Here is a 21,158-nt window from a genome sequence, read left to right on the forward strand (position 1 = left end):
CCGGCGCGGCCTGCTGTTCGTCAATAGCGCACCGCTTGCACGTCGCCGCCGCGCACCACCTCGATACTGCGTCCACCCCCGCCGCCCGTCGCCGCGCGCGGCTTGGGCACGGGCGCGGCGGTAGGCCCGGCCAGCTGCGGCAGTATTTCGCCCGCGTAGGCCTGGTTCACCCCATCCTTGCCATCGCGCTGCTGTTCGGACGTCAGGCCCGCGCGCAGCGCCAGCACCGGCGCACGCTCGGGAAACAGCGCCAGGTCCGGCACGTCGGTATCCTCGGGCGAGCGCAGCACCAGCTGCAGGCGTCCCGCCTTGGCCGCCAGCAACAGTTCGTTCACGCGCTCGACCGGCACCGCCAGCATGGCGTTGCGCGGCGCAGCCGGCGGCTGGCCGCGTTGCGCGACGGCGGGTTTTTCCTCGCCCTGCGGCGGTCCGTCGACCGAGCGCTGGCCATAGGCCAGCACCTTGATGCGCGATTGCAGCAGGCGGGTCTGCGTACCCGGCACCTCGATGCCGCGGTCCATGATCACGAAGACATCGACCAGGTCGCCGGGCAGGATGCGGTTCTGGGCGCCGCTCAGCTCGTCCACCGCGATGGTGACGGCGCGCTCGCCGGGCGCGAGGTGCCGGGCCAGGCCGCGCGCCAGCATCGGCGCGGTCACCGGCTCGCCGGCCGGGATGTCCTGCCGCACCATCTGCCCCAACAGCGTCTCGGGCTCGGCATATCCGTTGGCCGGCTGCACGGGCCAGCGCTCGATCTTCAGGAGGTCGGCGGCCAGGCGATCGCCCGCGGCGATGGGCTTGCCGGCCACCACCACCGGGTAGGTCGGCAGCGCCGCGCTGGCACGCTGCGCCACCGGCTTGGGCGGCGGCGGCGCGGGGCGGGTGGCCAGCATGAAGGCGGCATAACCCAGCCCCAACGCCACCAGCGCCAGGACGGCGGCGGCAATTTTCGCGACGGTACTCATGTCGTAGGCTCCTGCGCGATCTGCACGATGGCTTGCGCACTCAATACATCGGGAAACCAGGCGCGAGCGCCAGGAACGGCGCCGGCCGCGCCGCGCAGCGTGGCCAGCAGCGGCCAGCCGGCCAGTTCGTAGCGGACCCGCACCCGCGCGCACGCCGCCGGCCCGCCGTCGCTGGCCGTCCAGGCGCAGTCCAGCATCTCGCTGGCGCAATCGATGGCCAGCCAGCCCGCCTCCTGGCGCGCCGCCTCGCAACCGGCCACGCCGCTGGCGGCCGCGCCGCGCAGGTTGGCCTGCAACAGCGCCTGCGCGCCCTCGCCGGCCGCCTTGCTCAGTTTCTGCTGGGCCCAGAACAGGGCGCCATAGCCCAGCATTCCCAGCATCAGCGCCAGCATCAGCAGGATCACCAGGGCAAACTCCACGGCCGCCGCGCCACGCTGGGCGCGCCGCCGGGACGGAAAGGAAACGAAGCGCATCTCAGGCCCCCCCGCCCGCCGCGGCCACCGGCCCGCCCACGCGCACCGAGGCGCGCGCGCTGAGCGTGCCGGGCACCGCCACGCCCATGCCGGGCAACAGCGGCACCAGCGGCGCCTGCGCGTAGGGATAGCGCACCAGCACTTCGATCTGGTCGGCCGCCAGCGCGATGCCGCTGCACGGGCCGCCGGCCAGTCCGCCGATCGGTCCGCCGCTGCCGCACACGGTGACCGTGGCCGGCGCGCCGCCCATGCGGCGCACCCAGTCGGCGTACTGTCCGGCCAATTGGCCGGCGCGTACCGCGCGCGGCTCGAGCGCCGTGCTGCCGGGCCACTGCAGCGCGGCGCGCGCGCCTTCCTCGGCCGCGTGGTTGAGCGACTGCTGCGCCGCGAAAATGAAGGCCCAGGTCAAACCGCCGTAAAGAACCACGAAGAACACCACGAACACCAGGGCGAACTCGACGGCATAAGCCCCAGACTGATGGCGGCCAGCGCCAGATAGGCGGCGTACGGGATGCCGCGCCGCGGCTTGCGCGGGTCGCGCGCCACCTGAAAACCCTGCGCCAGCGCATGCGCGAGGCTGGGCAGCCCGGCCAGCACCAGCACCAGCAGCCAGGGCCAGGCGCCGATCGCCAGCCCCAGCACCGCCAGGTACTTGACGTCGCCCGCGCCCATCAGACGCATGCGCCACACCAGCACGAAGGCCATGCCCAGCGCGAAGCCCAGCCCGGCATCGGGCCAGCCACGCGCGCCAGCCGCCGGCATGGCCTGCACGCCCCAGGCGTGCCAGGCCAGCCAGCCGCACTGCGCCAGCGCCGCCGCGATCAGCAGCCGGTTCGGCACGCGACGCGCGCGCAGATCGTAAAAGACGACCAGCAAGTTGAAGGCGACATAAACAGCCCACCACCCGTGCTCCCTCAACAAATTTTCCACTCCTGCTTCCGTGCCGACGCCGTCGGCGCCCTCAGGCGGGCGCCCGACCAGCGTCTGCCAGGCCCCCTACTACGGCGCTTCCGCGCTCAGTTCCGTCTGGATGGTGTCGAAGAAGCCCTTGAGCGTTTCGCCCAGCAGCGACACCGAGCCAATGATGACGACCGCGATCAAGCCCACGATGAGGCCATATTCGATGGCGGTGGCGCCTTCCTCGTCGAGCCAGAAGTTCTTCAATTGGGTAAGCATGCTGTGCCTCCAGATAAGGTTGTTACGACTTCACTCATCAACGGCGTCGAACCGCGACGCCACGCTTGCGTCCCGCCGCCGGGGCGGCGGGATTCCTTCACCTGCCCGGGTGGCCGCGCACGGGCCGCCCGGTTGTCGTTTCGCGCAGCAAGGCATCGATGCGGCGGGCCGTGCGGTCCTGGTGACCGAGGTTGCTGCGATGCAACTGCCAGCGCATGGCCAGCAAGACCGCCAGCGCGCCGGCGAACGCCACATAGGGCAAGGCCACGCCGCCCACCTGCACGTCGGCGAATGTCTGCGCCGTCGTACAGACCACCACGCCGGCCGCGGCCCCCGTGTAATGCATGCCGCACACCGCCAGCCCCATCACCGCCGCGGCGGCCACGCGCTGCCATTCGCGCTGGACGTTGAACGCCAGCCACAGCGCCACGACCGCGCTGGCCACCGCCACCGCCACCGACAGCGCCACCAGCTGCGCGTTCCACAGGAACACCGCCGGCATGCGCATGGCGCCAATGCCGATGTAGTGCATCGCCGCCACGCCCAATCCGGCCAGCACGCCGGCCACCACGCAACGCCCCAGGCCGAACGCCTGGCGCCCCACATACCAGAAGGCCATGCCCGAGAACGCCACCGCCACCGCGGCGCTCAGCAAGGTGAGCCACAGCGCATAACCGACCTCGAACGGCATCCTCTGCGCCTGCATGCCGATGAAATGCATGCCCCATATGCCGATTCCGCCCATGGACACGGCGGCGATCAGCACGAAACCGCGCACGTTTGCGCCATCCTGGACGCTGGCGCGGATCCGCGCCGCGGCCACCAATGCGACATACGAACCGAAAAACGCGATCAGGAACGACAGCGCAACCACGTCGGGCTGCAGCGAAAGCGGCACGATGTCGCCCGGATTCACCACTGCTCCCTCGCCAGATTCAACATTCGCGTCCCGCCAGTCGATTTCATGTGCCGCCTCGAATACCCGCGCTGATTTATGGACAACAACCTCAAAATCCGCAATCTTTTGTTTTGAAATGTTTATCTAGTCTTATCTATTAACTTTTCATTGCCATCAGGGTTTACCCCGGTATTCGTATTATTGAGACATATTTTGTGCAACGGATATTCTTCGAATTGGCAGTAACTCGCTTTTTTAGGCACTTAGATGGCAGAATTTCTCGTTAATAGATCAAAAACAGGAAAAGTTTGATTTGCCATGTAACGATTGACATGAGTTTTGCAGCATTCATGACGCGTTCCCTGGTATCACGAACAGAAAATAACGCAAATAATTGCAATATTCGGAGACGATATGCATTGCTCCGCGTACTGACAGATTTCCGATTAATTCCAAGCTGCAGACACAAAATCAATGAAACGCACACTCGCCACGGATCTGTTTTGCTGTTCCCTTATCGCCGGCCTGGCGGCGCTGCCAGCCGCAAGTCGCGCCGACGGCCCGTTGCGCGGCAATCCGGTCGACGCGCTGCCACAGCTCGAACGCCCGACCGCGCCCGCCGCGCCGGCGCCCGCCCTGCAGGCGCCCACGCCTGAGCAGCGCGCCGTGCAGGCGCGCCTGGCGCAACGCATCGTGCCGCGCAATTTCGACGTGGCCGGCGTGCACGCCTTGCCGTTCGACCAGGTGGCGGCGTTCCTGACCCCGCTGGCCGGCAAGGAAATCACCGTGGCGCAACTGGTGCAGCAGGTGGACAGGATCACCGAGCTGTACCGGTCGAGCGGCTATCCGCTGTCGTTCGCGCTGGTACAGAACCAGGACTTCGCCAACGGCCTGGTCGTGGTCACCGTGGTGGAAGGCCATATCGGCAATGTGCGCATCGATGGGGACATCGGCAACGCCAAGGGCAGGCTGGAAACCCTGGCCGGCCCGCTGCTGGAGGAAAAACCGCTGACCCAGGCCACGCTGGAGCGCCAGCTCAACCTGATGCGCATCGTGCCGGGCGTAAAAATCACGCCCTCGCTGGACCTGCCGCGCCGGGCCGATGGCGCCACCGAACTGGTGATCGCGGCCACCCACAGCAAGTTCACCGCCAATGGCGGCGTGGCCGACCTGGGCACCGGCATGCAACCGCTGGTCGACCTGGGCGCGCACAGCCTCACGCCGCTGGGCGAACAGCTCAAGCTGACCACCAGCATCCCGCTCAACAGCGACGATGTGAAATATGTCGCCGGCGAGGCGCGCCTGCCCATCGGCGCCGACGGGTTCTCGATCAAGGTCGACGGCTACCATTACCAGGCCAAGCCGCAGGACGACGCCATCGAATACCTGGGCTTTGACCGCAAGGTCACCAATGACCGCATCGGCGTAGGCGTGAGCTATCCCTTCCTCTTGAACAACCAGCGCTCGCTGACCGGCACGCTGGGCATGTATGCCGTCAACGCCAAGGACCGCTACAACCACCGCGACAGCGACCGCTGGCTGCAGCAGGACACCCGCGTGCGCGCGGCCACGGCCGAATTGCGCTACATCGACATCCTGCCGCAACGCTCCACCGACCTGACCGTGTCGGTGTCCAAGGGCTTCGACGCCATGGGCGCGAAAAAGTCGATCGATACCAACTACGGCTATTCGGCAATTCCCGACGTCGACCTCGACTTCACGCGCTTCAACCTGAATGTGCGCCAGGCCTTTACCCTGCCGGCGCAATTCGGCCTGGTCCTGTCCGGCGCCGGCCAATACAGCAGCGACGTCCTGCCGAGTTCGGAACAGGTGTCGTTCGGCAGCTGGCGCTTCGCCATGGGCTACCCGCAGGGCGAGCAAAGCGGCGACAAGGGCGTGGGCCTGTCGGCCGAAATCAATCGCCGCTTCGGGCTGGGCTGGCGCTACCTGAGCGCCGTGCAGCCCTATGCCATGGCCGACTACGCGCGCACCTGGTACAACAACAAGGGCCTGCAGGCGCTCAACGAGCGCCACCTCTCGTCGCTCTCGCTCGGCGTGCGCTTTACCGACGACAAGTTCTACCTGTTCGACTTCAACGTCGCCAAGCCGGTGGGGTCCAGCACGGTCAACGGCGATCGCGACGTGCGCTTCAACGCCAACTACTCGCTGTTCTACGACGCGCTCTGAAACACGGGCAACACAGCGGAACGTTACGTAACGTCGCCGTAACGCAAGCCGTAACATCGGGCCGATATTCGCGAAGAAACAACATTCGCAGACGGCCTGATGTCCGGATTGTGCGGTTGCCAAGCGCTTGCGAATATGCAAGAAACACCCGCAACTACATGAAAACAATGAACTTATTTTCCCCGGCCGCAGCGCCGTGGGTGGATTTCGCCACGTCTTGAAAAAAGCTGGCACGGTTTGTGCTTGGTATGGGGCATCGGGCCAATGAGGGGGCCTGAACTTCCAACCCTGAGGAGCACGGATCATGTACGCCAAGACCAAGACCCACCACCGCCCGACCCGTTTCGCGGTTCCCCTGTTGACGGCCATCATGGTGGCCGCGCTGGCCGGTTGCGGCGGCGGCGGCAATAGCAGCAGCAAGCGCGCGTCCGCCCCGGTCATCCCCACCAACCCGGGTGGCCCGGGCAACCCCGGCGGCCCTGGCGGCCCCGGCACTCCGGGCAACCCGGATCCGACCACGCCGGTGGACCCGGTGCGCGCGGGCCTGCTGGAAACCACCCTGGGCAATACCGGCGGCGCCACCGACAGCCTGCTGCCGCTGGGCGCCGACAACGCGCTGGGCGCGGTGGGCAAGGCCCTGGATCCGACGCTCAAGCCGGTGGTCGACACCACCGTCGGCCTGACGCAGCAGATCGGCGCCACCACCGGGCTGGGCGCGCCGGTCGATGGCGTGCTGACGCAAGTCGGCGGCACGGTCAGCGGCCTGGGCGACACGGTGGCCGGCACGGGCCTGCCCGGCGGTCTGAGCACCGGCCTGGGCGGCCTGGTGGATGGCCTGGGCAAGACCGTGGCCAGCACCGGCGGCCTGCTCCACGCCGACGCCAACAATCCCGAACCGCTGACCGCCGTGCTGGGCAACGCCACCGGCGCCGTGGGCGCGCTGACCGGCGCGCTGGGCGGCCAGGGCGGTCTGCTCAACCCCGTCAACCAGCTGGTGGGCGGCATTGCCGGCGGCGTGCTCGACGGTCCGACCCAACCCATCCTGCAGCCCGCGCTGACCAACACCGGCACCGCCGTGGACAACGTCGCGTCGCTGGGCCTGGGCGAGGCGCTGGGCGGCATCGGCGCCGGCCTCGACCCGGCTGTCAGCCCGGTCGCGGGCGCCGTCACCAACCTCACGCAAACGGTGGGCGCCACCACCAACCTGGGCGCGCCGGTGGCCGGCCTGCTGACCAGCGTGGGCGGCACCCTCGCCGGCGCGGGCGGCCAGTTGCCTGGCGGCCTGCCGGTAGGCGGCCTGGATGGCGTGCTCGGCGGTCTGGGCGGCGCGGTCGCCAGCGCTGGCGGCCTGCTGCATGCCACCCCGGGTAACACCAACCCCTTGGGCAACACCCTGGCCCACGCCACCAGCGCGGTCTCCTCGCTGACCGGCGGCCTGGGCCTTGGCGGCCAGGGCGGCCTGCTCAGCCCGATCACCGGCAGCCTGGGCGGCATTACCGGTGGCGGCGCCAACGGCGGCCTGCTGGCTCCCGTCACCGGCCTGCTGGCCGGCGTGACTGGCAACCTGGGCGGCGGCGCCGCTCCCAACGGCGGCCTGCTCGGCGGTCTGCTGGGCGGCGTGACCGGCGGCGGATCGGGCGGCGCGGGCAACGCGCCGGGCGCGGCCAACGGCGGTCTGCTGGGCGGCCTGCTGGGCGGCGTCACCGGTGCGGTCGGTGGCGGCGGCGGCCTGCTGGGCGGCGTGACCGGCGCGGTCGGCGGCGGCTCGGCCGGTGGCGGCAATACCGGCGGCGCGGCCAATGGCGGCTTGCTGGGCGGCATCCTGAGCGGCGTGACCGGTACCGTGGCCGGCGTGACGGGCGGCGTGACCGGCGGTGCCACGGGTGGCGCCGGCGGCGCCGGCGGCGGCCTGCTGGGCGGCATCCTCGGCGGCGTGACCAGCGCCTTGAAGTAACCGATCTTGAGCCCGAAGAAGCGGAGCGCCGCCATGCTGGATATAGACCGTATCTCACAGCAAGACCAACGAGTCTCCTCGGGCGACCCCCTAGGCCACGACCGCCGGCCGGACAGCGTGGAAGAAATCGCGCAGGTCCTGGCCCGGCAACTGACGGTCTACATGGCGGCCAGCCAGGCCGCCATGGCCGAAAGGCTGGGGTTGTCGTTGACCGAACTGAAGGCCCTGGACCTGGTGCTGGAGTTCGATGCCCTGCCGACCGGACAACTGGGCCAGTTGCTCGGCATCAGTTGGGGTGGCGCCACCGCGCTGATCAATCGCCTGGAAGCCGCGGGCTATGTGCAGCGCGGCCGGCATCCGCTGGACCGGCGGGTCATCGTGATCCGGCCCGTCGCCGAGCGCTGCCGCGCGCTGGCCGACGAGCGTCGCGCGGCGGCCGAGGAAGTCACGTTCCTCAGCCGCCAGTACGACTCCCACCAATTGGCCACGGTGCACGCCTTCCTGACGCAGTACGCCCGTTCGCTGCGCCACGAAACGCTCATGTGGCTGCAGTCGCGCCACGGCCGGGACTTCGTCAACGATTGACGGTTGGCACGGTGCCTGTCCCCACGGGGACAGGCCCTCCCCCCTACTCGTTCTCCGCCCCGAACCGCAGGCGCGGCACGGCGGCCAGCAGGCGCTGCGTCATTTCGTGGCGCGGCGCATGCAGCACGGTATCGGCGGGCCCCATCTCGACGATGCGCCCGCCGTGCATGACCGCGATGCGGTCGGCCAGGTATTCGACCACGCCGAAGTTGTGCGTGATGAACAGGTAGGCGATGCCCAGTTCGGCCTGCAGATCGCGCAGCAGATCGAGAATCTGCGCCTGCACCGACACGTCCAGCGCCGAGGTGGGTTCGTCGCAGATCAGCACCTTCGGCTCGACCGCCAGCGCGCGCGCGATGGCGATGCGCTGGCGCTGGCCGCCCGAGAATTCGTGCGGATAGCGCGTGGGCGTGTCGGCCGGCAGCCCCACGCGTTCGAGCAGACCCGCGGCCCGCGCCTTGCGCGCCGCCGACGTCAGTTCGGGACGCAACGAGGCGATGCCTTCCTCGAGGATATCGCCGACCCGCATGCGCGGGTCGAGCGAGGCGTAGGGATCCTGGAACACGATCTGGATGTCCTGCCGCAGCCGCCGCAGTTCGCGCCGCGACGCGCCCAGCAGGTCGTGCCCATCGAGCATGGCGCGCCCCCGCACGCGCGCGCCTTCGACCAGGCGCAGCAAAGCCTTGCCGGTGGTGGTCTTGCCGCAACCCGATTCGCCCAGCAGCGCCAGGGTCTCGCCGGCGCGCAGGGTGAAGGTCACGCCGTTGACCGCCTCGACCCATGAGGCCACGCGGCGCAGCACGCCCTTGCGCACCGGGTAGTGCACCAGCAGGTCCTGCACATCCAGCACCACCGCGCCGGCCTCGGGCGCGGCCTGGCCGTGCTGCGCCGCGCGGCCCTGGGCCGAGAGCGGCCGGCCGCGCTTGGCGAAGGTGGGAATGGCGTCGAACAGTTCGCGCGCGTAGGGATGGCGCGGCTGCTCGAAGAACGTGCGCGCATCGGCGCTTTCGACGATCTCGCCGCCGCGCATCAGCGCCACGTGGTGCGCCACGTGGCGCACCACCGCCAGGTCGTGCGTGATCAGCAGCACCGCCATGCCCATCTCGCGCTGGATGCCGGCCAGCAGCTCCAGCACCTGGGCCTGCACGGTGACGTCGAGCGCCGTGGTGGGCTCGTCGGCGATCAGCAGCTTGGGTTCGGCCGCCAGCGCGATGGCGATCATCAGGCGCTGTTTCTGGCCGCCCGAGAACTGGAACGGATAGTCGTCGATGCGCCGCTCGGGCTCGGGGATGCCGACGCGCCGCAGCCAGTCGATGGCCCGCTCGCGCGCCGCCGCGCCGCGCAAGGGCGTATGGGCGGCCAGGGTCTCGACGATCTGGTCGCCCACCCGCATCACGGGGTTCAGGCTGGTAGCGGGCTCCTGGAAGATGATGCCGATACGTCCGCCGCGCACGCCGCGCATGGCGCGCTCGGACAGGCCGTTGAGGTCGGTGCCGTCCAGTTCGATCTGGCCGCCGACGATACGCCCGGCATCGGGCAGCAGCCGCAGCAGGGCCAGCGCGGTCATGCTCTTGCCGCTGCCCGACTCGCCCACCAGGGCGAAGGTCTCGCCCTGCGCCACGGCCAGCTGCAGCCGCTTGACGGCATGCGTGACGCCCGACTCGCCGGCCACGTCGACGTCCAGCCCTTCGATGCGCAGCAAAGGCGCGCGCGCGTTCATGGCAGGGCTCCCGCCGCGGCCGCGCGCGCCGGCCTGAACCGGCGCGTGCGCGGGTCGAAGGCGTCGCGCACGGCGTCGGCAAACAGGTTGGCGGCCAGCACCAGCGCCAGCATGAAGCCGAACGCAGCCAACAGGTTCCACCAGATCATGGGGTCGCGCGACATCTCCAGGCGCGCGCTGTCGATCATCGAGCCGAACGAGTTCATGCTGGGGTCCACGCCTATGCCCAGGTACGACAGCACCGCCTCGTAAAGCACCAGGCCGGAGAATTCCAGCACCACGGTGATCAGCACGATGTGCATGACGTTGGGCAGCAGGTGGCGCGTCATGATGCGCCAGTGCGACACGCCGAAGGCGCGCGCCGCCTGCACGTACTCGAGTTCGCGCAGCTTGAGGGTCTCGGCGCGCAGCAACCGGCACAGGCCGGCCCAGCCCGTCAGGCCGAGGATCATGCACAGCAGGAACAGCCGCAGGTCGGCGCGCGCCGCCGAGGTGTCGAACAGCTCGGCATGGTTGTCGATGTAGACCTGCATCATCAACGCGCAGGCGGCCACCAGCAGCACGCTGGGGATGGAGGTGAGCGTGGTGTAGAGGTACTGGATGGCGTCGTCGGCCTTGCCCTTGAAATAGCCCGCCGCGATCCCGAACGCCAGCGCCGGCGGCAGCATGGCCAGCGTGGTCAGGCTGCCTATGATGAGCGCGGTGCGCACGCTCTTGAGCGCCTGCCACAGCACGTCGTTGCCGGTGCGGTCGGTGCCCAGCACGTGGTAGCCGCCGGCCAGCATCGAAATGGTGAGCGCCAGCAGGCAGATGACGGCGTAGGTGATCCACATGGCGCGCCACGGCAGCTCGGTGCGGTTGGCCGCCAGGTCGGCCAGGGCCGCGCGCAGCGAAGCCCTGCGCCGCGCCAGCGCCCACACCAGCAGCAGGCCGCCGGCCAGCGCGGCGGCCGCGCCCAGGCCCAGGCCGCTCCAGAAGCGTTGCCGCAGGTCGGGCCAGCGCTGGGCGTCGGGGTCCCGCAGGTGCGCCCCGCCGCTGCGCAGCAGCGGAAAGTCGCGTTGCGGCTTGCCGTCGATCAGCAGGGTTTCCTTGGTGAACTGGCGCACCGCCAGCGGCTCGGAATAGGTTTTCTCGGGGCGGGCCAGCACCGTGGCGGCCAGCAGGCCGTCAAGCGCCGAACGCACCACCGGCGCATAGGCCGGCGGGGCATCGGCCGCCACGCCGGGCGCCGGCGCCAGCCTGGCGCGGTAGTGGACGGAGTCGAGCAGCCCGACCACCACGAAGCACATCAGCACCACCGCGGAGCACATGGCCGGCGCGTCGCGCGCCACCCTGCCCCAGGTGGCGCGCAGCGTCGGGGAACGCCGCACGCGCCAGGCATACGCCAGCACGGCGGCCACCAGCAGGTAGAGGGCGATGTCGGTCCAGAGAAAGACGAAGAGCGGCATGGCGATTACTCGAAACGGACGCGGGGGTCGGCCAGCGTGTACGAAATATCGGCGAGGATCAGGCCCACGATATAGAGCGCGGACCCCAGGAACACCATGGCGCGGACGATGGAGAAGTCCTGCGCGTTGATGGCGTCGATGGTGTAGCTGCCCAGGCCGGGAATGCCGAAGAAGGACTCGGCGATCAGGCTGCCCATGAACAGCAGCGGAATGGCCGATACCGTGCCCGTGAGGATGGGCAGCATGGCGTTGCGCAGCACATGGCGAAACAGCACGACCGACTCGCTCAGGCCCTTGGCGCGGGCGGTGCGCACGTAGTCCTTGCCGATTTCCTCGAGAAACAGCGTGCGGTAGAAGCGCGCCTCGGGCCCCAGCCGGGCGATGATCGCCACCACCACCGGCACCGCCAGGAACTTGACCATGTCCAGCCCGCCGGCGAAGCCGGAATACGGCGCCAGGCGCAGCAGCTTGGAGAACAGCCACTGGCCGGCGATGATGTAGAACAGGCTGGATATGGACAGCAGCACCACGCACAGCACCACGCCCCAGAAATCCAGCCGCGTGGCGCGGAAATACACCAGGGTCAGCGAGAACACCACGCTGGCGAACAGGCCCAGCACGAAAGTGGGCAGGGCCAGCGCCAGGCTGGGGCCCATGCGCGTGCGGATTTCGCGGCCGATGTCGCGCCCGCCGTCGGAAGCGCCGAAGTCCATCACCAGCAAGGGCACCGAGCGCTGGTAGAACACCGTGTCGGTATAGCGCGCCGTGCCCTCGGCCCGGGTGTTGAGAAACAGCGGCTTGTCGTAGCCGCGCTCGGCCTTCCATTTCTCGATGGCGTCCTGGCTGACCCGCTGCCCGCCGATGGCCAGCCGCGCCATGTCGTCGGGCGTATTGACCGCGAAGAACAGCACGAAGGTGAACAGGTTGACGCCGATCAGGATCAGCACGCCGTACAGCAGGCGGCGAATGACATAGCCGGTCATGGTTGTTGCTCCGGGGTGGAGGCGGCCGCGCGCGCGCCGTAGACGGTCTGGCGCTCGCGCCGCTTGAGCGCCTGGTAGGACGGCCAGATCACCAGCGCCAGCAGCAGCGCCAGCGCCCCCAGCGGCCACCACAGCGGCCGGTTCCATTCGTCGATGCGCGCCACCCGGGTGGCCGGGTCTATCTTCATGAACTGCAGCGTATTGCGCACCATCTGGGTGGGCTTGGCGTTGCCCACCCATTGCTGGTAGGCGCCGCCCGACATGGGGAAATAGCCGAACATCCAGGGCGCGTCGCGCTGGACGATGGCCGTCATGCGGGCGATCAGGGCCTCTTTCTCGGGGCCGTCGTCAAGCAGCTTCATCTGCTCGAACAAGTGGTCGAACTCAGGGTTGGCGTAATTGGCCGCGTTCTCGCCGCCCGACTTGGCCTTGGCGTTGGGCCCGTAGAGCAGGAACAGGAAGTTCTCGGCGTCGGGATAGTCGGCGTTCCAGCCCCACAGGAACAGCTGCGCCGTGCCGCGCCGCATCTTGTCCTGGAAGCGGTTGTAGTCGGTGGAGCGCACATCCATCTGGATGCCCAGCTTGGCCAGCTGGCGGCGCATCCAGTCGAACATGGGGCTGGCGCCCGCGCCCGTCATGGCGTCGTAGTACAGCACCAGCGGCGCGCCGGTCTGCGCGTTGCGTCCGTCGGGATAGCCGGCCTCGGCCAGCAGGCGGCGCGCGGTATCGAGCGGCTTGCGCACCGGCTTGCCATCGTCCAGGTCGTAGACGACCGGGTTGTAGCCCTCGGGCGGGGGCCGGTAGCCCAGCACGCCCGGCGGCACCGGCCCGTAGGCGACCTGGGCCTGGCTGTTCTCGAACACCGCCACGTATTCTTCCCAGTCGAAGGCGATGCTGATGGCCTGGCGCAGCTTGCGGTTGCGCTCCTGCTGCGCCGGCGTGTCGCCCTGCCCGACCACCGGATCGAGCCAGTTGAACCCCATGTACCAGTTGGAGGTTTCCACCGTGGTGGGCAGGCGTATGCCATGGTCGCGATACAGGGCCGCCTTGTCGGGCGAATCGCCGGCGGCCACCAGCATGGACACGCCATACTCGCCGCGCTCGACCTGCGGCACGTCGTAGTAGCCCTGCATGAACTTGCCGGTCAGCGGCACCGCCTCTTTCTCGACGCTGAACACCACCCGGTCGATGAACGGCGTGGGCTTGCCGCAATCGGCCAGCAGGCCGTCGGCGCGGTCCTGCGGCTCGCCCTCGCACGGATAGGGTTCGCCGCGGAAGTTGGGGTTGCGCGCCAGCACATGGCGCCAGTTCTGGCGCGACTCGACCAGCATGTAGGGGCCGGTGCCCACCGGCCACGTATTGAGCGACAGGTCGTGCTCGGCCATGCCGGGCTGGCTGTAGAAGCGGTCGGCCTCCCAGGGCACGGGCGCGGTGAAGGTCATGGCCAGCCAGTACTTGAACTGCGGGTACTTGCCGATCACGCGTATGCGCAGGGTATGGGCGTCGAGCGCCTGCACGCCGGCAAAACCGTCGGCCTCGCGCAGGTCCAGCCAGGGCAGCGTGCGCGCGCCGCCGGGCAGGTCGCGGCGCAGCGCCTGGTCGCGCGCCCGCAAGCGGTCGCCGTAGTCCTTCAGGCCGACGATATGGTCGGCCATCAGGGAATAGATGGGCGACACCACGCGCGGGCTGGCCAGGCGGCGCAGCGCGTAGACGTAGTCGTCGGCGACCAGTTCGCGGCTGCCGGTAGCGGGAAAATCGGGAATGTAGAACTTGTCGGCCAGTTCGTCCTCGGCCAGCGGGAAATACTGGTAGCCGCCGTCGGCGCGCCGGGCAAAGGCCGGATGGGGCTGGAACTGGATGCCGGGCCGCAGCCGGATGTCGTAGACGCTTTCGGCGATCTGCTCGCCGGGCGCGTCGGCCGGCAGCTCGCGGCCCTGCGCATCGAGGTAGCGCGGCGCGTCGATGGCGGCCGCGGCGCGCGGCACCAGCTCGTACGGCCGCTTCAGGTAATGGTAGCCGTACAGCGGTTCGTAGATGTTGTACGTGTACGGCGTCTCGTCGGTCGAGTAGGAGCTGGCCGGGTCCAGGTATTTGGGCGAACGCTTGACGAACGCGGTATAGAGCGCATTCTCGGCCATCGCGCCGGCGGGGTACGGGCTGTTGACGGGGCTTTCAGGGGAGCAGCCCGCCATCGCGCCCAGCAACAGTAGCGCCGCGATACGCAGCAGCCTGGACATGCCTGTCATGTAACCATCCTATCTCGAATGCTCGCGCAAGGATAGCAAAGGCCGGCGAGCCGCCATACCCCGGGATGCCCGTATCGGAAGGCGGGCCGCGCCGCCTCAGCAGCGCCGCTGGCGCCAGCAGTCATAGCGCCACTTCCAGGGTTCGATCGCGCCGGACTGCGCCCACAGGCCGCGGCCGGCCTCGCGGGCCTGGCGCTGCAGGCCGGGCATGGCCCGATCGCGCAGGTAGTCGCCGCGCCGCGCCGTATAGGCCCAGGCGTAGCCGGCCTCGACCTGGGCCCGGTTGGCCGAGCTGCCGTCGGGCAGGATCAGGGCGCACACGTCGCGGTCGAACTGGTCGCGCTCGTAGCATTGCGCGGTCAGGGTCTTGCCGGCGACCAGGCCGGCCAGGTGCTGGCGCGAGGCCTGGGCGAACGGCTGGCCCGGCTGCTCGCTGCCGTGCCCTTCCTCGGGCGCGTCGATGCTGTCCATGCGGATGCGGCGCTGGCCGCCCGGCGCGCGCAGGGTCACGGTATCGCCGTCGGCCACGTTGACGATGGGGCCGGTCAGGGTATAGCTGCCGGCGGGCACGCCGCCAGCGGGGCCCGCGGGCGCCTGGCGCGCGGGCGGCGCCTGGGAAGCGTCCTGCGGCCAGAGCCAGTTGGCCAGCGCGGCCAGGGCCGCCAGCAGCAGGGCCGAAAGCAGTCCGGCCAGGCCGCGGCGCCCGCCTCGCGGTTGGAGTTTGTTGCGCAGCATCGGTTCGTCGTCGTCGGGAGGTGGCGGCAGTGTGCCACAGCGCGCGCGCGTGCGGGCCGGCGCTACAGCCAGCCCGACTTGCGAAAGCGCCAGTAGAGGATCGAGCACACGGTGCCGATGGCCAGCAGCGTCACCGGATAGCCCCAGGGCGCCTTCAGTTCGGGCATGTACTCGAAGTTCATGCCGTAAATGCCGGCCACGGCCGTGGGCACGGCCAGGATGGCGGCCCAGGACGCCAGCCGCCGCGTGGTGTCGTTCTGCTGGGCCTGCGCGATCATCTGGCTGGCCTCGAAGGCGAACGCCAGGGCCTCGCGCAGCGCGTTGAGCAGTTCGTCGACCCGCAGCACGCGGTCGGCCACCTCGCCGAAATACGGCCGCGCATGCTCGTCGACCTGCGACATCTCCACGCGCGCCAGGCGACGGCAGATCTCGGCCAGCGGGGCGATGGCGGTATGGATGCGCAGCAGGTCGCGGCGCTGACGGTACAGCTTGCGGATGTCGGCATCCTTGGCGCCGCGGATCAGCAGCTTCTGCTCGGCGCTCTCGACCACGCTTTCGAGGCGCGCCGCCGCCGCCACGTAGCGGTCCACCAGCAGGTCCAGCAACTCCGAGGTCACGTAGTCGCTGCCGCGCTTGAGCAGGTCGGGCGTGGCCTCCAGCCGTTCGCGCAGGGTGCTGTGGGTGGCGGTGGCGCCGCGCCGCACGGTCACCAGCACGCCGTCGCCGATCAGGAACTGGGTTTCGCCGAACACCGGCCGGTCGCTCTCGATCTCGACGGTGATGGCGACGATGAGCACCATATTGCCGTAGTCGATGATCTTGGCGCGCCGGTGCGGCTCGACCATTTCCTCCTGGTTCTTGTCGCAGGCGCCCAGGTCCTCGGCCACGCGCCGCAGCAAGCCGGGCTCGGGATCGTGCAGGCCGATCCACAGCAGGCCGTGCTCGGGACGCTCGTAGCCGGCGATATCGTCGATGGGCACGTCGCGCGCGCGGCGGCCATTCAGGTAGGCGACCGAAGCCACCACGCCCCCGTGCGGCGCGCCCGCGGCCTGAACGTTCTGGGTCATTGCACTGTCTCCCTGTGCGCATCCCGGGCCGGGATGCGCCTGGGCACCTATGATACCGTCGCGCGCCCGGCGCGGCCGCTACGAGAACAGCCCGCGCACCCGGCTGGCCACGTCGATGCGCGGCGCGGCCGGCTCGATGGGGCGGGCGCGGCCGAACGGCGGCTCGGGCGGCCTGGGCAGGTGCTCGAACAACGGCAGCATCGCCTCCGAAATGAAGCGGGTGCGCGAGCCATAGACGTGGCGGTCGCCCAGCCCGGTCTGCTGGTGCACGTAGAAGCGCTGCGGCACCACCACCTGCAGCCGCTCGCGCGCGCGCGTCATCGCCACGTACAGCAGGCGCCGCTCTTCCTCGATTTCCTCGGCCGTGCCGGTGGCCATGTCCGAGGGAATGCAGCCATCCACCGCGTTCAGGATGTAGACCGACTTCCACTCCTGGCCCTTGGCCGAGTGAATGGTGGACAGGATCATGTAGTCTTCGTCGCGCAAGGGCGGGCCGGACTCGTCGCTGGTCGCGTCGGGCGGGTCCAGCGTCAGCTCGGTGAGGAAGCGCTCGCGGGTCGGATAGCCGCCGGCCAGCCGGGCCAGTTGCTCCAGGTCGGCGCGGCGCACGCGCGCATCGTCGAAGATGCGCTCCAGTTGCGGCCCATACCATTGCAGCGCGGCGTCCACGTCGGCGGGCCAGGGCCGGCGCGCCTCGCGCAGCGTCGCGTAGGTGGCGACGAATTCGCTCCACTGCTGGCGCGCCGCCGCGCCGGGCTGGAAGTCGCGCATGGCCGCCAGCGGGTCGGCCGCCTGCGCCATGGCATCCATCAGCTTGCCCGCGGTGGCCGGGCCGATGCCGGGCACCAGCTGCGCCACCCGGAAGCCGGCCAGCCGCGAGCGCGGATTCTCGGCCCAGCGCAGCACGGACAGCATGTCCTTGACGTGGGCGGCCTCGAGAAAGCGCAGGCCGCCGAATTTCACGAACGGGATGTTGCGCCGGGTCAGTTCGAGCTCCAGCGCGGCGCTGTGGCTGGAGGCGCGAAACAGCGCCGCCTGCGACTTGAGCGTGGCGCCGCCCTCGCGCTGCGCCAGCACCTGGTCGGCCACCCAGCGCGCCTGGCCGGCTTCGTCGCTCACGCTCACCAGCTCGGGGCGTTGCGACGAGACGCGATCGGTCCACAGCTGCTTGGCGTAGCGTTCGGCGGCCAGCCCGATGACCGCGTTGGAGGCATCCAGGATGGGCTGGGTGGAGCGGTAGTTGCGCTCCAGCGTGACCACCTTGGCGCCGCCGGGGAACTGCTGCGGGAAATCGAGGATGTTGCGCAAGCTCGCGGCGCGGAACGAATAGATCGACTGCGCGTCGTCGCCCACCACGGTCAGGCCGCCGCCATCGGGCTTCATGGCCAGCAGGATGGCGGCCTGCAGGCGATTGGTGTCCTGGTATTCGTCGACCAGGATGTGGTCGAAACGCGCGCCGACCTCGGCGGCCAGCCCCGCGTCGCGCATCATCTCGGCCCAATACAGCAGCAGGTCGTCGTAATCGAGCGCGTTCTGTTCCTGCTTGGCCAGCACATAGGCCTGGAACAGGCGCTTGAGCTCGGCCTCCCAGGCTTCGCACCACGGAAACGCCTGGCGCAGCACCTCGGCCAGCGGCGCCTGGCTGTTGACCACGCGCGAATAAATGGCCAGGCAGGTGCCCTTGAGCGGAAACCGGTTGTGGGTGGCCGACAGGCCCAGCTCGTGGCGCACGATGCCCATCAAGTCCTCGGCGTCGCCGCGGTCGTGCACGGTAAAGGCCTCCGACAGGCCGATGCGCTGCGCGCAATCGCGCAGCAGCCGCGCGCCCACGCTGTGGAACGTGCCGGCCCACGGCAGCGCGGGCGCCGCGTGCCCGGCGCGCAGGCCCATCACCCGTTGCAGCACGGCGCCCACGCGCCGCTCCATTTCCTGCGCGGCGCGGCGCGAGAACGTCAGCAGCAGCATGCGCTGCGGGTCGGCGCCATGCAGGATCAGGTGGGCCACGCGGTGCGCCAGCGTATTGGTCTTGCCCGACCCGGCCCCGGCGATCACCAGCAGCGCCTGGCTGGCCGGCGCGTCGACCCCGTACGCGGCGGCCTCGCGCTGCGCGGGGTTCAGTTCGGCCAGGGGATCATCCGCGGGCGCGGGGTCGCGGGAAACAGGTTCAGACATGGAAACAGGCAAATTGGACGATACTGTATATTTATACAGAATTTCCAGCCTTTCGTCCGAACGGCCGCTGCGCCCCAGGCATGAACATCCTCATCGGCACCGCCTCCTGGACCGACCCCACCCTGCTGGCGTGCGGCCGGTTCTACCCGCCGGCCGCGCGCACGCCGCAGGCACGCCTGCGGTTCTACGCCAGCCGGTTCGGCATGGCCGAGGTCGACGCCAGCTTCTACGCCCTGCCCGACCCGCGCACGGCCTACCTGTGGGCGCAGCGCACGCCGCCGGGCTTTGTCTTCAACATCAAGGCGTTTCGCCTGTTCACGGGCCACCAGACGCCGCGCGCGGCGCTGCCGGACGACCTGCGCCGCGAAGTGCCCGGCGAGGGCGATGCGGTGTTCGACGACCAGGTGCCGGGCGCCGTGCGCGACGAACTGTGGCGCCGCTACCTGCTGGCCCTGGAGCCGCTGCGCCAGGCCGGCAAGCTGGGCGCGGTGCATTGCCAGTTTGCGCCCTGGGTGCGGCGCGAGGCGCGCGGCGTGGCCCGCGTGCGCGATTGCGCGGCGCGCCTGCGCGACGCCGGCGAACTCGTCATGGCGGCGGAAATGCGCCACGCCAGCTGGTTCGGCAGCGCGGCCGCCAGCGATTGGACGCTGGCGCTGGAACGCGACCTGGAGCTGGTGCACACGGTGGTCGACAGCCCGCAAGGCTTTGCCAACAGCGTGCCGCCGGTCTGGGAGTGCACCCACCCCGAACTGGCGCTGGTGCGCCTGCACGGCCGCAACGCCGGCGCCTGGAACAGCCGCGCGGCGGCCTCGTCGAGCCGCTTCCAGTACGAATACTCGCCGCGGGAACTGGCCGATCTGGCGGCGCGCGTCAAGCGCCTGGCCGCGCGCGCGCGCCACACCCACGCGGTGTTCAACACCAATTACGAAGACCAGGGCATGCGCAACGCGGCCGGGCTGGCGGCGGCGCTGGCGCCTGGCTAGGCGCGGCTGCGCTGCGCCACTTCGGCCAGGCTGTCGAGCACCAGCTCGAACTTGCGCGCGATGTCGTTCTCCGGCACGCAGGCATAGCCCAGCAGCAGGCCCTGGCGCGGCGTGGTGCCTTCGGCGTAGTAGCGCGACAGCGCGCGCGTAAGCACGCCACGCGCATGGGCGGCCTGCATCACCTGGTTGTCGTCCAGCCCCGGCGGGAAGTCCAGCACCAGGTGCAGGCCCGCGTCGCTGGAATCCGGATGCAGCCACTGCGCGCCCAGGCGCCGCTCGATCAGGTTGACCAGAATGGCGCGGCGCCGGCCGTACAGCATGCGCATGCGGCGGATGTGGGCGGCGTAATGGCCCTCGGCGATGAAGCTGGCCAGCACCGCGTGCGTGACCAGGTGGCCTTCGCGGTACAGCTCGGCATGCGCGGCCTGGAACGCGCCGGCCAGCGCCTTGGGCAGCACCAGGTAGCCCACGCGCAGGCCCGGATACAGCGTCTTGCTGAAGGTGCCCAGGTAGATCACCGGCGCGTCCGGCTCCAGTCCTTGCAGCGACGAAATCGGCCGGCCCGAGAAGCGGAACTCGCTGTCATAGTCGTCCTCGATGATCCAGCTGCCCCAGCTGCGCGCCAGCGCCAGCAGTTGCCGGCGCCGCGCCAGCGACATCACCGAACCCAGCGGGTACTGGTGCGAAGGCGTCACGAAGATGAAGCGCGGCGGCTGCGCCACCGGCTCGGCCGGCAGCTGCATGCCTTCCTCGTCGACCGGCAGCGGCTCGATGCGGATGCCGTTGGCGATCAGCACGCTGCGCGCGCCCCAATAGCCCGGGTTCTCGATCCAGGCCAGGTCGCCATGGCCGCCCAGGATGCGGGTGGCCAGGTCGATGGCCTGATGCGAGCCCTCGGTGATGATGATCTGCTCGGGATCGCAGTCGATCGAGCGGGTCAGGGCCAGGTGCTGGGCCAGCGCCTCGCGCAGCGCCGGCAGGCCGCCGCCATAGGCATAGGTCAGCATCTCCGGATGGGGATCGCGCCACAGCGTGCTGAACAGCCGGCCGAACTTCTGGTGCGGGAACTCGGTAAGATCGGGCACGCCCGGCATGAAGGCGCCCCACTGGTACGGCGAGGCCGACACCTGGTCGACGATGCGCGCGCCGCGCTCGGACAGCGTGGGGCGCACCGCGGCGATGGCCGGACGGCGCGCGTGGCGGCCGCTGGCCAGGTAGGCGTCGGGCAGCGAGGCGGTGACGAAAGTGCCGTTGCCCTGGCGGCTGTGCGTGTAGCCCTCGGCCTGCAGCTGGCTGTAGACATGCACCACGGTGTTGCGCGCGATGCCCAGCTCGGCCGCCAGGTCGCGCGTGGCGGGCAGGCGGGTGTCGGCCGCGATGGCGCCGTCGAGGATGGCCTCGCGGATGGCGCGGTAGAGACGCTGGTTCATCGGGCCGTCGGCCACGTCCCCCAGGCGCAGGAGCAACAGATCGCCGACAATGGACCTCAATTGGTTCTACCTGTTTTGTAAAAGTGGTTCCCCTGAATGGGGCCATCTTAGCATTAAATAGAAGCTGGACGGCGTG

General features: G+C 69.7%; 18 protein-coding genes. 4 read left to right on the plus strand and 14 right to left on the minus strand.

All coding sequences use genetic code 11. The annotated features are described in order from the left end of the window. Positions 1–20: 20 nt before the first annotated feature. From cpaB to CAL11_RS15320, 6 genes are all read right to left on the minus strand, one after another. Positions 21–965 carry a Flp pilus assembly protein CpaB gene (gene cpaB, locus CAL11_RS24520; protein ID WP_033462585.1) on the minus strand — a complete coding sequence of 315 codons (945 nt, stop codon included), beginning with the start codon at positions 963–965 and terminating at the stop codon, positions 21–23. Next, entirely contained in the window at positions 962–1,438 is a 477-nt protein-coding gene (locus CAL11_RS15300) for a TadE/TadG family type IV pilus assembly protein (protein WP_086093390.1), read from the minus strand. Before CAL11_RS15300 ends, cpaB begins: the two co-directional genes overlap by 4 nt. Position 1,439: 1 nt before the next feature. Then, complete coding sequence (locus CAL11_RS15305; protein WP_196248335.1) at positions 1,440–1,883, minus strand: TadE/TadG family type IV pilus assembly protein; 444 nt, start codon at positions 1,881–1,883, stop codon at positions 1,440–1,442. Then, positions 1,844–2,368 carry a prepilin peptidase gene (locus tag CAL11_RS15310; RefSeq protein ID WP_086093391.1) on the minus strand — a complete coding sequence of 175 codons (525 nt, stop codon included), beginning with the start codon at positions 2,366–2,368 and terminating at the stop codon, positions 1,844–1,846. Before CAL11_RS15310 ends, CAL11_RS15305 begins: the two co-directional genes overlap by 40 nt. A 69-nt stretch (positions 2,369–2,437) precedes the next feature. Next, positions 2,438–2,614: a Flp family type IVb pilin gene (locus CAL11_RS15315; protein WP_033462579.1), complete on the minus strand. Its 177-nt coding sequence runs from the start codon at positions 2,612–2,614 to the stop codon at positions 2,438–2,440. A gap of 97 nt (positions 2,615–2,711) precedes the next feature. Next, positions 2,712–3,530 (minus strand): MHYT domain-containing protein, encoded by an 819-nt coding sequence (locus tag CAL11_RS15320; protein WP_167382515.1) that lies wholly within the window; start codon positions 3,528–3,530, stop codon positions 2,712–2,714. A gap of 456 nt (positions 3,531–3,986) precedes the next feature. On the opposite strand from CAL11_RS15320, the gene CAL11_RS15325 reads away from it, so the two are divergent. The 3 genes from CAL11_RS15325 (at position 3,987) to CAL11_RS15335 (ending at position 8,238) form a co-directional block, all read left to right on the plus strand. Then, positions 3,987–5,699 carry a ShlB/FhaC/HecB family hemolysin secretion/activation protein gene (locus tag CAL11_RS15325; protein ID WP_086093392.1) on the plus strand — a complete coding sequence of 571 codons (1,713 nt, stop codon included), beginning with the start codon at positions 3,987–3,989 and terminating at the stop codon, positions 5,697–5,699. Positions 5,700–6,003: 304 nt separating this feature from the next. Beyond that, positions 6,004–7,653, plus strand: coding sequence for a collagen-like triple helix repeat-containing protein (locus CAL11_RS15330; RefSeq protein ID WP_086093393.1), 1,650 nt, complete (start codon positions 6,004–6,006; stop codon positions 7,651–7,653). 33 nt (positions 7,654–7,686) lie between these two features. Beyond that, a complete protein-coding gene (locus tag CAL11_RS15335; RefSeq protein WP_086093394.1) occupies positions 7,687–8,238 on the plus strand; it encodes a MarR family winged helix-turn-helix transcriptional regulator in 552 nt (183 codons plus the stop codon). 43 nt (positions 8,239–8,281) lie between these two features. Here the strand turns inward: CAL11_RS15335 and CAL11_RS15340 are convergent, their stop codons facing one another. The 7 genes from CAL11_RS15340 to CAL11_RS15370 form a co-directional block, all read right to left on the minus strand. After that, on the minus strand, positions 8,282–9,958 hold the full coding sequence (locus CAL11_RS15340; RefSeq protein ID WP_086093395.1) for an ABC transporter ATP-binding protein: 1,677 nt from the start codon (positions 9,956–9,958) through the stop codon (positions 8,282–8,284). Then, positions 9,955–11,406 carry an ABC transporter permease gene (locus tag CAL11_RS15345; protein ID WP_033462570.1) on the minus strand — a complete coding sequence of 484 codons (1,452 nt, stop codon included), beginning with the start codon at positions 11,404–11,406 and terminating at the stop codon, positions 9,955–9,957. Before CAL11_RS15345 ends, CAL11_RS15340 begins: the two co-directional genes overlap by 4 nt. Before the next feature lie 5 nt (positions 11,407–11,411). Further along, the gene (locus CAL11_RS15350) at positions 11,412–12,389 is read right to left on the minus strand and encodes an ABC transporter permease (RefSeq protein ID WP_033462568.1); all 978 of its coding nucleotides are present in this window, start codon (positions 12,387–12,389) and stop codon (positions 11,412–11,414) included. Further along, positions 12,386–14,635, minus strand: a complete 2,250-nt coding sequence (locus tag CAL11_RS15355) for an ABC transporter substrate-binding protein (protein WP_033462567.1) — start codon at positions 14,633–14,635, stop codon at positions 12,386–12,388. The genes CAL11_RS15350 and CAL11_RS15355 overlap by 4 nt, the downstream gene beginning before the upstream one ends. Positions 14,636–14,731: 96 nt before the next feature. Further along, positions 14,732–15,370, minus strand: a complete 639-nt coding sequence (locus CAL11_RS15360; protein WP_033470777.1) for a thermonuclease family protein — start codon at positions 15,368–15,370, stop codon at positions 14,732–14,734. A 62-nt stretch (positions 15,371–15,432) separates the two neighbouring features. Beyond that, positions 15,433–16,437 carry a magnesium and cobalt transport protein CorA gene (locus CAL11_RS15365; RefSeq protein WP_033470775.1) on the minus strand — a complete coding sequence of 335 codons (1,005 nt, stop codon included), beginning with the start codon at positions 16,435–16,437 and terminating at the stop codon, positions 15,433–15,435. A gap of 78 nt (positions 16,438–16,515) precedes the next feature. Beyond that, entirely contained in the window at positions 16,516–18,609 is a 2,094-nt protein-coding gene (locus tag CAL11_RS15370) for an ATP-dependent helicase (protein WP_086093396.1), read from the minus strand. 80 nt (positions 18,610–18,689) lie between these two features. Between CAL11_RS15370 and CAL11_RS15375 the strand changes: the two genes are divergently transcribed. Beyond that, on the plus strand, positions 18,690–19,592 hold the full coding sequence (locus CAL11_RS15375) for a DUF72 domain-containing protein (protein WP_086093397.1): 903 nt from the start codon (positions 18,690–18,692) through the stop codon (positions 19,590–19,592). On the opposite strand, the gene CAL11_RS15380 is transcribed toward CAL11_RS15375, so the two are convergent. Then, on the minus strand, positions 19,589–21,082 hold the full coding sequence (locus CAL11_RS15380) for a PLP-dependent aminotransferase family protein (RefSeq protein WP_432206075.1): 1,494 nt from the start codon (positions 21,080–21,082) through the stop codon (positions 19,589–19,591). The genes CAL11_RS15375 and CAL11_RS15380 overlap by 4 nt on opposite strands. Positions 21,083–21,158 lie beyond the last annotated feature (76 nt).

It is taken from the genome of Bordetella genomosp. 6, assembly GCF_002119705.1.
GTDB classification, from domain to species: domain Bacteria; phylum Pseudomonadota; class Gammaproteobacteria; order Burkholderiales; family Burkholderiaceae_B; genus Bordetella; species Bordetella bronchiseptica_F.

Excerpts from the sequence above, each read along its gene's own strand:
- cpaB (WP_033462585.1), bottom strand. The coding sequence starts at position 965 with ATGAGTACCGTCGCGAAAATTGCCGCCGCCGTCCTGGCGCTGGTGGCG.
- CAL11_RS15315 (WP_033462579.1), bottom strand. The coding sequence starts at position 2,614 with ATGCTTACCCAATTGAAGAACTTCTGGCTCGACGAGGAAGGCGCCACC.
- CAL11_RS15370 (WP_086093396.1), bottom strand. The coding sequence starts at position 18,609 with ATGTCTGAACCTGTTTCCCGCGACCCCGCGCCCGCGGATGATCCCCTG.
- CAL11_RS15325 (WP_086093392.1), top strand. The coding sequence starts at position 3,987 with ATGAAACGCACACTCGCCACGGATCTGTTTTGCTGTTCCCTTATCGCC.
- CAL11_RS15345 (WP_033462570.1), bottom strand. The coding sequence starts at position 11,406 with ATGCCGCTCTTCGTCTTTCTCTGGACCGACATCGCCCTCTACCTGCTG.
- CAL11_RS15335 (WP_086093394.1), top strand. The coding sequence starts at position 7,687 with ATGCTGGATATAGACCGTATCTCACAGCAAGACCAACGAGTCTCCTCG.
- CAL11_RS15350 (WP_033462568.1), bottom strand. The coding sequence starts at position 12,389 with ATGACCGGCTATGTCATTCGCCGCCTGCTGTACGGCGTGCTGATCCTG.
- CAL11_RS15360 (WP_033470777.1), bottom strand. The coding sequence starts at position 15,370 with ATGCTGCGCAACAAACTCCAACCGCGAGGCGGGCGCCGCGGCCTGGCC.
- CAL11_RS15355 (WP_033462567.1), bottom strand. The coding sequence starts at position 14,635 with ATGACAGGCATGTCCAGGCTGCTGCGTATCGCGGCGCTACTGTTGCTG.
- CAL11_RS15300 (WP_086093390.1), bottom strand. The coding sequence starts at position 1,438 with ATGCGCTTCGTTTCCTTTCCGTCCCGGCGGCGCGCCCAGCGTGGCGCG.
- CAL11_RS15365 (WP_033470775.1), bottom strand. The coding sequence starts at position 16,437 with ATGACCCAGAACGTTCAGGCCGCGGGCGCGCCGCACGGGGGCGTGGTG.
- CAL11_RS15340 (WP_086093395.1), bottom strand. The coding sequence starts at position 9,958 with ATGAACGCGCGCGCGCCTTTGCTGCGCATCGAAGGGCTGGACGTCGAC.
- CAL11_RS15375 (WP_086093397.1), top strand. The coding sequence starts at position 18,690 with ATGAACATCCTCATCGGCACCGCCTCCTGGACCGACCCCACCCTGCTG.
- CAL11_RS15330 (WP_086093393.1), top strand. The coding sequence starts at position 6,004 with ATGTACGCCAAGACCAAGACCCACCACCGCCCGACCCGTTTCGCGGTT.